Origin of the sequence: Aromatoleum bremense (assembly GCF_017894365.1) — a bacterium.
Taxonomy (GTDB): Bacteria; Pseudomonadota; Gammaproteobacteria; order Burkholderiales; family Rhodocyclaceae; genus Aromatoleum; species Aromatoleum bremense.
Genome location: NZ_CP059467.1, coordinates 402,025 through 414,957, shown reverse-complemented (window position 1 = coordinate 414,957; position 12,933 = coordinate 402,025). Strand labels below are relative to the sequence as shown.

The window sequence follows — 12,933 nt, the reverse complement described above, 5'->3', positions numbered from 1 at the left end:
AATGAATGCTGCTGAAACTTTGCTGTCCGCCGGTGCCGACACGGCGATCGCGATCGAATGCGACGATGAGAAAGTGAGTTACGCGGTGCTGCGCGACCGCGTGAGCCGCGCGGCCGGCGCATGGAAGGCGCTCGGCCTGCAACCCGGCAACCGCGTCATCGTGTTCGCGCCGGACAGCGTCGACTGGGTCGTTGCCTACCTTGGCGCGATCTGGGCGGGCGGGGTCGCGATCGGCGTCAATCCGCGCCTGTCGATGAACGAGTTCGCGCTGATCCTCAACGAGTGCGAGCCGCGCTTCGTGTGGTGCGAAAACGAGCAGGCCGACATGCTCGTCGCGCAAACCCGGACCTCCGCGGAGATCGTCGCGAACGGCCCCGGCACCTGTAACTGGACGGCGCACCTTGCTGCGGCCGAACCGATCGCCCCGGTCGAGCGCGACCCCGAGGACCCGGCGCTGTGGATCGGGACGTCCGGGACGACGGGCGTGCCAAAGGGCGTCGTCCATGCGCAGCGCACGGTGGTCGACGCGCATTCGTTCGCGTGTGGCCTCCTCGGCCTGACCGCGGCCGACCGGGTCTACGCCAGCTCCAAACTGTTCTTCGCCTATGCGCTGGGCAACAGCCTGTTCGCGGGCCTGCGCGTCGGCGCGACGGTGATTCTCGACCGCGAATGGCCGACCGCGGAGCGCGTCGAGTACATGGTCGAAAAATACCGCCCGACGCTGCTGTTCAGCGTCCCGACGCTGTACCGCAAGATGTTGCAGACCGGCGTCGCCGCGCGGATCGCGAAATACGGCATCCGCCACTACGTCTCGGCCGGCGAGGCGCTGCCGCCGGTGGTGCGCCAGGAGTGGCGCGAAGCGACCGGCCACACGCTGATCAGCGGCTACGGGACGTCGGAGACGCTGTGCCTGATGCTCTTCAGCGACGACGATTCCGGCCTGATGCGGCCGACCCCGCTGACCGAAGTCCGTTATGCCGGCGACGCCGATCCGGACGTGCCGCAGCGCGTGTGGATCCGCCATTCGGCGGTCGCGGTCGGCTACTGGAAGCGGCCCGAGGCGCAGGCCGACGGGTTCCAGGACGGCTGGTTTTCTCCCGGCGACATGTTTATGCGCCACGCCGACGGGCGCCTCGAATACACCGGTCGCAACGACGACATGCTGAAGATCGCCGGCCAGTGGGTCAGCACCTTGTGGGTGGAGCAGTCGCTCGCGTCGGCCTGTGGCGAAACGCTTCATCAGATCGCCTCCGTCGGGGTAAGCTCCGCGGACGGTCTGACGGCGCTCGCGGTGCTCGCCGTGGCAGCGCCCGAGTGCGGCGGCGAAGCGCGCCGGCGGATGGACGAAGGCATTGCGACGCTGCCTGGCCATCGCCGTCCGCGCTGGGTGCACTGGTTCGACGAACTGCCGCTGACGGCGACCGGGAAACTTCAGCGCGGGCGTCTGCGGGCGTTGCACGAGAGCATGGTCGGCGCGTCCTGAGCCGGCGTTTCCGCCGTGCGCTTTTCAAAATTTCTGCCAAGCCAGGGGGGAACGGGAATGCGCGCGGACGAACTCGATTTCTTCTCTCTCGTCCAGCTCCGGCCCGACGAGGGGGTGATCGAGTTCTGCGGCCGCCGGGCGATCCTGTTGCATACCGATGCGATGGGCGCGCTGCGCAAGGAACTCGTCGAGACGCTCGGCGCGGAGGCGGCGAAAGTCGTCCTGACGCGCTACGGCTTCAGTTGCGGCCATGAGTATGCCAGCCTCCTCGCCGGCTACATGCACCCGGACACGATCGAGCAGTTCGTCCGTGGCGGCCCGCGCACCCACATGTTTGCGGGCATCGTCGAAGTCGACACCCACTATGTCGAGATCGACAGCGAGCGCCGGCGCTATCGCATGGGCGGCTTCTGGCGGCGATCGTATGAAGCCGAGCAGCACCTGCGCCTGTTCGGCCGCTCGCCCGAGGCGGTGTGCTGGACCGTGGCCGGCTACGCGTCGGGCTTCGCGTCCTACGTGTTCCAGACCGACATGATCTGCATCGAGCAGGAATGCGAAGGGCGCGGCAACGAACGGTGTTCATGGACGCTGATGAATGCCGACGACTGTTCCCCCGAACTTGCCGAGCTGCGCAAGTATTTCCAGCCGCTGAACATCAAGGACCAGATCAACGGCCTCGAAACCAAGGTCTTCGAGCGTACACGCGAACTCGAGGCGTCCGAGCAGCGTTACCGGAACTTGATCGAGGACCTGCCGGAAATCGTCTTCGCGCTGCATCTGTCCGGCCGGCTGGTGCAGCTCAACAAGGCCGGCCGGACGCGCCTGGGCATCGACGAGACCGATCTGTCGTCGCTGCGCCTGAAGGATCTGGTGCTGCCGCAGTATCGCGCGCAGGCGTCGAGCTTCCTCAAGCAGAGCGCGCGCCAGCGCAGCGTCAGCCGCCTCGACGTCGTGATGAAGGATTCGGCGGGTCATTCTTTCCCTGTCCAGTTGCAGGTCGAGCCGGTCATCAAGGACGACAAGATCGTCGGCTACAGCGGCCTCGCGCTCGATGTCACCGCGCAGCAGGAGCGCGAGCGCAAGCTCACCGAATATGCCGCGCGGCTCGAAAACCGGGAACAGCAGATCCAGGACGTCATCAACGACGCGGTGTACATCCTCGATCTGGACGGGCGCCTGAGCTTCGTGAACACGCGCATGGCGGATCTCCTCGGCGTGCCGGCCGACCAGGCGATCGGGCGGCGCTGCGGCGAATTCATGCTCCATTCGTCCGCGTTGCGCGTGGAGCGGGATTTCCGGCGGCGTCTGGCCGGGGGGCCGGGGCTGCCGTTCGAGATCGCGGTCGAGACGCCGTGCGGAGCGCACTGCCTGCTCGAAGTCAGCACGGCGGTGCTGCTGACGAACGGAAAAGCGGAAGGCGTCATCGGCGTCGCGCGCGACATCACCGCGCGCCGCGAAATGGAGCGGCAGCTCGCGCAGGCGAATCGTCTCAGTTCGCTGGGGCAGTTCGCTTCCGGCATCGCACACGAAATCAACAATCCGCTCGGCCTCGTTTCCGGTTTCGCCGAAGAGCTGCAATCGCTGATGGAGGCGATCCCGAATGCAGCGGAAATCGCCGACCTCGAAATTCTCCGGCGCGGACTGACGACGATCCAGGAACAGGCGCAGCGCTGCAAGGCGATCACCGACAACCTGCTGCTTTTTTCGCGCCGGCAGAGTCCGCCGATCGAACCGGTCGACGTCGCGCTGTACGTGCGCGAGCGCTTTGCATCGTATCGCGATGTCGGCCTCACTCGCGGGCTGGAGATCACGTTCGACATCAAGGACCGCCTGCCGCCGGTGCGCACCAATCCGACGCTGCTCGACCAGGTGATCCAGAACCTCGTCAAGAATGCGCGCGACGCGATGAATGGCGCGGGCCGCCTGCGGGTCGAGCTGCGGTGCGCGGACGACGCCGTCGAGCTCGGCGTGCTCGACGAAGGTCCTGGTCTGCCTGCGGGCGTCATCGACCATGTCTTCGACCCTTTCTTCACGACCAAGCCGCCGGGCCGCGGCACCGGCCTCGGCCTGTCGATCTGTTACGGCATCATGTCCGAGCTGCACGGCAGGATCACCTGCGGCAACCGGCACGAAGGCGGGGCATGGTTCCGGATTTCGCTGCCGTACGACGAAGCAGGCATCGAGGGCGCGCACCGATGAACCGACATATCCTGATCGTCGACGACGAAGCGCTGTACCGCCAGCTGCTCACCAGCCGGCTCGGCCGCGCCGGCTATCGCCTCAGCGAGGCCGCGGACGGCGAGGCGGGGCTCGAATGCGCACAGCACGGCGGAATCGACCTCGCGCTCGTCGACATCAAGATGCCGGGCATCGACGGGATCGAGGTGTTGAAGCGCCTCAAGGTGCTCGATCCGCTGATCGAAGTCGTGATCCTGACCGGGCACGGCAATGTCGATACCGCGATCTCGGCGATGAAGCTCGGCGCCTTCGACTACCTGTCGAAACCTTACAAGCTGACCGAGCTCGACATCGTCGTCGAGCGGGCGCTCGAAAAGCGCGCGATGGCGCAGCGCTGCGCAGTGCTGAGCGCGGAGATCGCCCATCTGCGCGGCCCGGAGGAGGCCGCGGTGGTCGGCGAGAGCGCCGCCTGGCAGCGCATGCTCACGCTCGTCCGCAAGGCCGCGCCACTCGATCTGCCGGTGCTGATTACTGGCGAGAGCGGCGCCGGCAAGGAGGTCGTCGCGAGCGCGCTGCACCGCTGGAGTGGCCGCGCGGCCGAATCCTATGTGCCGCTGAACTGCGGCTTGCTCGACGACGATCTCGTCGAAAGCGAGCTTTTCGGCCACAAACGCGGCGCGTTTTCCGGCGCGACGAACGATAAGGATGGCCTCTTCCAGATCGCGAGCGCCGGGACGCTGTTCCTCGATGAAATCGGCGAACTTCCCGCTGCCTGCCAGGCGAAGCTGCTGCGCGTGCTCGACAGCGGCGAATTCCGGTAACTTGGCGCGACGGCGCTGCGCCACACCCATGCCCGCGTCATCGCGGCGACGCACCGCGATCTCGACGCGCTGGTCGCCGACGGCACGTTCCGTCACGACCTCCTGTATCGGCTGAATGTCGTCCATATCCATGTGCCGGCGCTGCGCGAGCGGCGCGAGGACATCCCGCTGCTCGTCGACTACCTGATGCGCCGCGCCGCGTCCCATGTAACCCGCCTGCCGCGCGTCTCCCCGCCGGCGCTGTCGCGCCTGGTCGATTACCCCTGGCCCGGCAACGTGCGCGAACTGCGCAACGTCATCGAGCGCCTGCTGGTCTTCAACGACGGCGAGACGATCGACGAGGCGACGGTCTGCTCGATCCTGTCGATCCCGCCGGAAAAAGCGTCGATACCGGCTGCGCAGCGCGCCTTTTCCGCCATCACGCCGCTCGAAGACTTCGAGCGCGACTACATCGTCTGGGTGCTCGACAAACTGGACGGCAACGTCAGCGCGGCCGCCGCGGCGCTGGGCGTATCGCGCTCGACGGTTTATCGCTTTCTGCGCGCGGCGCAACTGGCCGGGTAGCGAGCGACCGCCAGGCACCGCTGCCGCCACGGCCGAACCGGGGCCCGGCGCTTGCCGCTGTCCTGTCACCGGAATGCCGCGGCTGGCCCCATTTTCCTGACGTGATCTCGCAGAAGGTGAGGCAGACCTCGTTCTGAAGGTTTGTCGGAAATTTTTACATTCGTCTGCTCGGCGTCCCGCTATTGATTTGCAAGGGCTTGGGAGGAAAGGCGATTTAGATTCTGGTCCGGAAAATGCATGGCGGAGCTGGCAGGGGGATTTGCGTGCATTCCATCCGCAAATGCAAAGGACAACAAAAATGCAAACACAGCTCAGAACTTCCGGCATCGCCATTGCCTCACTCTTCGCGGCGATTGTGCCGTCCGCAGCGCATGCGCTGCTGATGACGAATACGGTGGCCTTCAGCGAATCGGCGAGCGTCACCGACACCGAGGGCGGGGGCGCGACGACCGTCAGCAGCACGAGTTTCGGCACCAGCGAGCTTGCACAGTTCGACGCGAGCGCCGGTGTGCTGACGGGTGCGACGCTGAACCTCTCCTCGACGCGGACGCAGACGGTGACTGTGTCGTCCACCGACGGATCCAATACCGGTCCGAACCAAGTTGGCACCACCACCGGCACGGGGCAGAGCACGGCGAAGATTGTCGCGCCGGGCGTGGATAACACTTTTTCGCCGGCGATCAGCGGTTCTGACGACTGTACGGCCAATCGCAGGGGGGGCTGCAGCGGGACAGGTACGACCTCGTCGGCCGCGACGAACCTCACGGCGACGATTTCTTCCGCGGACCTCGGCAGTTACGTCGGTGGCGGCACGATCGACGTCAGCCGCAGTGCGCCGACGCTGTCGGCAATGCAGACGACGAGCCTTTTCACCGGTACCGAGACCACGAGCTACGGTGTGACGTGGGCGGGTGAGGTCGGCGTCACCTACGATTACCTGCTGCACGCGGCGCCCGGCCTCACGGCGCTGACGCTGGATTTCGGCACGCTGTTCCTGGACGACGCCGCGAGCCTGAGCTTCGACATCTTGAACCTCGCGGGCGATCGCGTCGGCCTGGATCTCGACGGCTTCGACCCGTTCTCCGGACCCTTCAGCAGCGATCTCGCGACTTTTGCCGGTTTGGAGGCCGGTGGCCTCCTCGGCTACACGGCGATGATGGATACCTCTGCCGAGGGGACCTTCAGCTCCACGTACCGCCTGTTCTTCTCCGATGCCGATGTCGGGGTCGCCGCGACCCGTTCCGCCTATACGCTGGATCTGACCCTGCAGGGCATCGTCGTCGCCCGTCCCTCGGATATCGGCCCGACCGCCGTTCCCGAGCCGGGGCTGCTGGCTTTGCTCGGAATCGGGCTCGCTGCACTGGCGCTTACCGACCGACGCAGGGCGCGCCAGGAATAGGGAATAGGAAGACGGAAAACGGGGGGCAGACCCGACTTTCTTCCCATCTCGTCGGTGAAGGAGAACACAAATAAGTCGACTCTGACCCCATTTCCACGCTTCTCAAATTCGTCAATTGATCAGGGATTTTTAAAGCGCAAACCGAACGCATGCGGTGATTTCAACAATCCGCCAAGGGGAAAACCATGAGACTGATTCTGTGTATGCCGGTGATCGAGCCGCATCGGTGGGAGCAGGAGGCTGGTAAGTTTCCGAGGTGCGCAACGGCGTTCCTGGCGGCACTTGTCGTCGTCCTGTCGTTGGCAGCCATGGCGGCCCACGCGTTCGCTTCCCCGCTCGACGAATTCAAGGCGCGATATGAGGACGGGACATTTCTTGCCCACGAGCCGGACTACGCAGCCCTCTATTCCAGATCGACAGGCCGGACAATCGAAATCACCCACGCGCAGCAATTCGATGGCCGTATCGACGCATGGTATTACACCGCAATGCAGTTCGATGGCCAGCCCTATGAGCAACGCGGTGTCATGTCCTTGTATGTCGAGGATGGCAAAGTGGTACGCGAGGAACACGCCGTCATCGAATCCGCCGCCGCGGTGGATCTCGCGATGGCCGGGCAGGCCGCCGACATCGGCACAACCGCAGCGGCACTCGGCATGGGATTCGCAGAAGGCAACCCGGCGGTTGCAGCACTCATCGGCACGCCAGCGGGGATTGTTGCGGTGGTCGGGCTGAAGCTCGGCGCCGTGCAATACGCAAATTCACGCGGCCTGGCAGAGTGTGTCACGGCGCGCTCGCTACTCGGGTCGATAGGGTGGGGCGCCGGGGCATGGAACCTCGGCATGGTCGCTGCCGGACCGGTCGCCGCGGTCGTGCTGGGGATTACATCCGCGTACGTCGCGTGGAATCGCGTCGCCGCCGACTCGCCCACCAGATGTATCACTGCTGTTTGATATGGGCGGCTGATCCGGAACTCGGTGCCTCCCGCTATCCAGTCAGCGGAATGTCGAGAGCTGGTGTTTGCGACACGATATTCCGGGAACCATGACGAAATCGTCATGGTTCCATTCGCGGTTTCCGATGCCTGCGCTGCTTCCGCTGTTGTTGCGCGCGTGCCGCATAGGTCGCTTGGTTCCGGAAACGCTACGTTAGGCCAACCGCATCATGGCCTGCGGGTATTGGTATATCCGGTATATCCGTGAGTCGTCGGCGCGTGTTCCGCCGATGCATATTTGCGGCCGGCCTATTTGATTCCCTATGACCGAGACTGCCGGGTCGCGCTGTTTGCTCGGTCTCACCGCGTACTGCCATTCGGCGGAGACTTTCACCCCCGTCCGTTTGCACTGGTCGCCGACGGCAAGTTTCGTCACGACCTCCTGTATCGCCTGAAAACGTCGTCCACATCCATGTCCCGGCGCTGAGCGGCGCGAGGACATCCCGCTGCTAATGGCAGGTCGGCGCTGCCTCTACGATCCGAAGCGCATTTGCGGCTTGTTCATCCCGGCGTTTGCTCGGTCTCTCCGCGTCACGCTACGCGATGGTGACACTCACTCGCGTCACCCTGTCGCAAAAACCGACACTGCCCGGATTTGCGACACCGTCACGAAAGCCCCGGGGTGACGTCATGAAGCGAGCGACCGAGACGAGTGTTTGACCTGAATGTGTTCAGATTCCAGACACCAAGTGGACCGCGGATGGTGTTCTCCTCAGTTCTATAAGTAACTGTTAACAATAACGCTTTCCAGATATGCAGCTTCAGGCATGGCATTTGCTTTAATCCTCTTCGGGAGTGCCGCAAAGACCAAAAACAGGGAGGGGAACGGGATGCGTGCCAACAGGTTGGCGTGTTTGATTATCGCTGCCGGGGCGATGCTGGGGGGCGCCGGGGCGGGGGCCGGGCAGTGGCGCGACGGGGTGCAGGTGTACGAGAAGGTGTGCAGCCATTGTCATGAGGCGAATGTCGGGCCGGTGCTCAAGGGCCGCCAGCTTCCGGTGGCGTACATCGAGCGCGTCGTGCGCCACGGCAACCGGGCGATGCCGAGTTTTCGACCGAGCGAGATCGACGATGCGGCGCTTGCCGATGTGGCGCGGCTGATCGGCGCCGGTGCGCCGCTTGTGAAGGAGTAGGCGCGTGATGGAACGGCGTGATTTTCTGAAGGGAATGCTGGGGAGCGGGGCGCTGGCCGGGGCGCCGCTCGGGGCGCTCGCGGCAGCGGCAGCGCCTGCGGATGCCGGGACAGGAATCCCGGTGACGATCGTCAGCCAGGTCGATCTGCCTTTTGCGGCGGCGCTCGCCGGGCGGATCGCCGGCAGCCTGGAGGCGACGGGCATCCGCGTCGCCCGGCTTGCGCCGCACGGCAACGAGCTTGGCCGGTTCGCGAGCGTCATGGCGATCCTCGACGGCGCGCGGAACGGGCATCTGATCGGAGTCATGGACGATGCCTCGGCAGTGATCGTCCAGCAACTCGCGGCTTCCCGCGGGGCGGCGTGCGCGATCCAGACGCACCACAGGGTTTCGGCCGGGGGGGTGCGCAGTTGCTGCACCGTTGCCGGCCTCGAATCGAACCTCGTCTGGTCCGACGGCGTCGCGTCGCCCGCAGACCGCATCGGGCGCCTGTACGCGCAGGCGGTCGGCCGCGGACGCGCCAAGTCGGGCAGCCCGGCAGGGGTTGCCAAAGACGCGTTCGCAAGCGCCAGCGACGCTTCCGCGGCGAGCCTCGTGTCCTTCGTCATCAACACCTCGAGCATCGGACGGCGTCATACATCCACGGAGACAGCAGCATGAGTTCAAAGAACAGAACATTGCCGAAAGGCGTGACGGCGGGCGATTTCGACAAGGCGATGCGGGAGATACGCGCCATCGTCGGTGCCGAATACGTGCTCGTCGATGAGGAGCCGCTCGCGCCGTACAACAAGATCATGATGCCGGTCGCCGATGCGCAGCACGCGCCGTCCGCGGCGGTCATGCCGGACGGCGTCGAGCAGATCCGGAAAATCATGAAGGTCGCGAACAAGTACCGCCTACCGGTGTACCCGGTGTCGACCGGCAAGAACATCGGCTACGGTTCGGCGGCACCGGTCGAGCGCGGCCAGATCGTCATGGACCTGCGGCGCATGAACCGCATCATCGAGGTCGATGCGGACCTGTGCACCGCGCTCGTCGAGCCGGGCGTGACCTATCAGCAGCTCTATGACTACCTGCAGGAGCACAACCTTCCGCTGTGGTTCTCGTGCCCGGCGCCGTCGGCGATCGCCGGCCCGGTCGGCAACATGGTCGATCGCGGCGTCGGCTACACGCCGTATGGCGAACATTTCATGTTCTCGTGCGGCATGGAAGTGGTGCTCGCGAACGGGGACGTGCTGCGCACCGGCATGGGCGCGATGGAGAATTCGAACACCTGGCAGGTGTTCAAGTGGGGCTACGGGCCGACGCTCGACGGCATCTTCACGCAGTCGAACTATGGCATCGTCACGAAGATGGGGATGTGGCTGATGCCGGCGCCGCCGGACTTCCGCCCGTTCTGCATCCAGTACCCGAACGAGACCGACATCACGAAGATCGTCGATGCGCTGCGCCCGCTGCGGATCGCGATGGTGATCCCGAACGCGGTGGTGATCGCGCACACGCTGTGGGAGGCGCCGTGCACGCCGGTCAAGCGCACCGACTATGTCACCGGGCCGGGCGCGATTTCCGACGAGGCGGTGCTGAAGATCCAGGCCGACCACGGCATCGGCGCGTGGAACGTGTACGCCGGCCTCTATGGCACGAAGGAAACCAACGACGCGAACTGGAAGATTATCGAGGCGGTCGCGGCGGCGACCGGCGGCAAGATCATCACGCAGGAGCAGTCGCGCGGCAGTCAGGCGCTGCAATACCGCTTCGACCTGATGAAAGGCAAGCCGAACCTCGGTGAGTTCGGCCTCTATAACTGGCGCGGCGGCGGCGGGTCGATCTGGTTCGCGCCGGTGTCGCAGGCCAAGGGCTCCGAGACGCTCAAGCAGATGAAGATGGCCAAGGACATCCTCGGCAAGTACGGCTTCGACTACGTCGGTGAATTCATCGTCGGCTGGCGCGACATGCATCACGTCATCGATCTGCTGTACGACCGCTCCGACGAGACGCAGAAGAAGAATGCCTACGCGTGCTACGACGAGCTGCTGCACGCCTTCGCAAAGGAAGGCTACGGCATGTACCGCGCGAACACGGCGTTTGCCGAGAAGGTCGCAGCGACCTACGGGCCGGTCAAGCGCGACGTCGAAAAGCGCCTGAAGAAGGCGCTCGATCCGAACAACATCATCGCGCCGGGCCGCTGCGGCATCAGCCTGTGAGGAATCAGCCATGAAGGAATACAAGCTCTTCATCGACGGCGAATGGGTTGCGTCGTCGTCGGGTACGATCCTCGACGACCTCAATCCGGCGAGCGGCGAAGTGTTCGGGCGCGTGCATCAGGCTTCCGCCGAGGATCTGGAGCGCACGATCGCCGCGGCGTACCGCGCGCGTGAAAGCTGGGGCAGCACGCTCGCAAACGAGCGCGAGGCGATCCTGCTGCGCGCTGCCGACGTGCTCGAAAAGCGCATCCCGGAAGTCGCGGAGGTGCTGATCGACGAAGCCGGTTCGACCTTCGGCAAGGCGATGTTCGAGGCGTCGTTCGTCGTGAACCTGCTGCGCAGCGCGGCGGGCGAATGCCGGCGCATCACCGGCGAGACGATGCCGTCCGACAGCCCCGGCGTGTTCTCGATGAGCGTGCGCCGGCCGCTGGGGGTGATCGCGGGCATCGCGCCGTTCAACTTCCCGTTCCTCCTCGCGACGAAAAAAGTCGCGCTCGCGCTCGCCGCCGGCAATACCTTCATCCTGAAGCCCGCGACCTACACGCCGGTCACCGGGCTCAAGATCGCCGAAATCTTCGAGGCTGCCAGCCTGCCGAAAGGCGTGCTGAACGTCGTGCCGGTGCAGGGTTCGGTGCTTGGCAACACCTTCGTCGCCGATCCACGCATCCGCATGATCACCTTCACCGGTTCGACCGAGGTCGGGCGGGAACTGTCGGCCGAGGCCGGCAAGCGCTTCAAGCGCATCACGCTGGAACTCGGGGGAAAAAGCCCGCTGATCGTGCTGAAAGACGCCGACGTCGATTACGCGGTCAATGCCGCCGCGTTCGGCATCTTCCTGCACCAGGGACAGGTGTGCATGGCGAACTCGCGCCTGATCGTCGAGGCGCCGATCTTCGAGGCGTTCTGCGACAAGCTGACCGCCAAGATCAAGGGCTTCCAGGTCGGTGATCCGCACGACCCGCAGACCGTGATCGGCCCGCTGATCGACCGCAAGCAGTGCCGCGTGCTCGACGGCCACGTCGCCGACGCGGTCGCGAAAGGCGCGAAGCTGCTCACCGGAGGAAAAAGCGACGGTGCGTTCTACCAGCCGACGATTCTCGCCGGCGTGACGCCAGACATGCTGGTGTTCCGCGAAGAGAGCTTCGGCCCGGCGGTATCGGTGATCCGCGCCACGGACAGCGAGGAAGCGCTGACGCTCGCGAACGACTCGTGCTACGGCCTCTCGTCGGGCCTGATCACCAACGATCTGCAGAAAGCGTTCGACCTGTCGCTGCGGTTGGAAGCCGGGATGGTGCACATCAACGACTCGTCGATCATGGATGAACCGCATGTGCCGTTCGGCGGCGTCAAGGACAGCGGCTTCGGCCGCGAGGGCGGACATCACTCGATGGACGAGATGACCGAACTCAAGTGGATCACCGTGCAGATGGGCAAGCGGCAGTTCCCGTTCTGATGCGGTCTGGTCCACGCGCTGCACTCCGATGTGCGGGGCGCCTGGATCTTCTGGCGCGGGCAGCGGGCGGAATTCGCCGCGCCCGCAACGCGGCGTCTGAGGTTAACGCTGTTCTGGGAAAATCTTCTGCAGCAGCGTCACCAGCGTGACGCGCTCCTCTTCAGAGAGATGCTCGACCAGCCGTTTCTCGTGTTCGCCGACGCGGCGCTTGAGTTTTTTCAGCAGCGCGACCCCGTCCGGGGTGAGCACCAGCGCGTTCGAGCGACGGTCGTTTTCGGCCGGCCGTCGTTCGACGAGGCCGCGGCGTTCGAGATTGTCGATCACCGAAACCACCGTCGAGCGGTCGAGGTGCGCTGCGCGGGCAAGCTCGCTCTGCTTGAGCCCAGGGTTCGCGTCGATGATGACGATGACGCCGAACAGTCCGGGCGTGACGTCGAACTCGCCGAGCGCAGCGGCGAAATCGCGAAAGATTGCGATCTGCGCAAGCCGCAGCTGATAGCCGGCCAGGCCGGGCAGAATGCCGAAATCGAGGCCTTTGTCTGCGGATGTCTTCTTTCTTGTCATGTCCATTCCGGGCTTGGCGTCACAGACGCCACTTAGGTTCCAGGCTCGAATGCTACCGTAGATCGGCTCCACGTTGAACTGCGGTTATATTGTTAGACGTCAAACAATTTGACTCGGAGCAATGTGGATGTTACCGTTCGGC

At 64.9% G+C, this 12,933-nt stretch carries 10 protein-coding genes and 1 pseudogene; 10 read left to right on the top strand and 1 reads right to left on the bottom strand.

Translation table 11 applies throughout. The features are described 5' to 3' along the window. Position 1: 1 nt before the first annotated feature. The 10 genes and pseudogenes from pbN1_RS01890 to pbN1_RS01850 all read left to right on the top strand — a co-directional run bounded on the left by pbN1_RS01890 (position 2) and on the right by pbN1_RS01850 (position 12,227). Complete coding sequence (locus tag pbN1_RS01890) at positions 2-1,483, top strand: AMP-binding protein (protein WP_169203406.1); 1,482 nt, start codon at positions 2-4, stop codon at positions 1,481-1,483. A 57-nt stretch (positions 1,484-1,540) separates the two neighbouring features. Next, entirely contained in the window at positions 1,541-3,682 is a 2,142-nt protein-coding gene (locus pbN1_RS01885; RefSeq protein WP_169203407.1) for a PAS domain S-box protein, read from the top strand. Continuing rightward, a pseudogene (locus pbN1_RS20685) lies at positions 3,625-4,554 on the top strand (sigma-54-dependent transcriptional regulator); the annotation flags it as partial. The gene pbN1_RS01885 and the pseudogene pbN1_RS20685, both read left to right, overlap by 58 nt. 60 nt (positions 4,555-4,614) lie before the next feature. Further along, the gene (locus tag pbN1_RS20680; RefSeq protein WP_244857288.1) at positions 4,615-5,046 is read left to right on the top strand and encodes an AAA-type ATPase lid domain-containing protein; all 432 of its coding nucleotides are present in this window, start codon (positions 4,615-4,617) and stop codon (positions 5,044-5,046) included. A 298-nt stretch (positions 5,047-5,344) separates the two neighbouring features. Then, positions 5,345-6,445, top strand: a complete 1,101-nt coding sequence (locus pbN1_RS20675) for a choice-of-anchor E domain-containing protein (protein WP_169203408.1) — start codon at positions 5,345-5,347, stop codon at positions 6,443-6,445. A gap of 185 nt (positions 6,446-6,630) precedes the next feature. Next, positions 6,631-7,398, top strand: a complete 768-nt coding sequence (locus pbN1_RS01870) for a hypothetical protein (protein ID WP_169203409.1) — start codon at positions 6,631-6,633, stop codon at positions 7,396-7,398. A gap of 895 nt (positions 7,399-8,293) precedes the next feature. Then, a complete protein-coding gene (locus pbN1_RS01865; RefSeq protein ID WP_244857115.1) occupies positions 8,294-8,572 on the top strand; it encodes a c-type cytochrome in 279 nt (92 codons plus the stop codon). Positions 8,573-8,579: 7 nt separating this feature from the next. Next, complete coding sequence (locus pbN1_RS01860) at positions 8,580-9,230, top strand: hypothetical protein (RefSeq protein WP_210147636.1); 651 nt, start codon at positions 8,580-8,582, stop codon at positions 9,228-9,230. Then, positions 9,227-10,774, top strand: a complete 1,548-nt coding sequence (locus pbN1_RS01855) for an FAD-binding oxidoreductase (protein ID WP_169204190.1) — start codon at positions 9,227-9,229, stop codon at positions 10,772-10,774. The genes pbN1_RS01860 and pbN1_RS01855 overlap by 4 nt, the downstream gene beginning before the upstream one ends. 10 nt (positions 10,775-10,784) lie before the next feature. After that, positions 10,785-12,227: an aldehyde dehydrogenase family protein gene (locus pbN1_RS01850; RefSeq protein ID WP_169204191.1), complete on the top strand. Its 1,443-nt coding sequence runs from the start codon at positions 10,785-10,787 to the stop codon at positions 12,225-12,227. A gap of 102 nt (positions 12,228-12,329) precedes the next feature. On the opposite strand, the gene pbN1_RS01845 is transcribed toward pbN1_RS01850, so the two are convergent. After that, complete coding sequence (locus pbN1_RS01845; RefSeq protein ID WP_169204192.1) at positions 12,330-12,791, bottom strand: MarR family winged helix-turn-helix transcriptional regulator; 462 nt, start codon at positions 12,789-12,791, stop codon at positions 12,330-12,332. Positions 12,792-12,933: the final 142 nt, after the last annotated feature.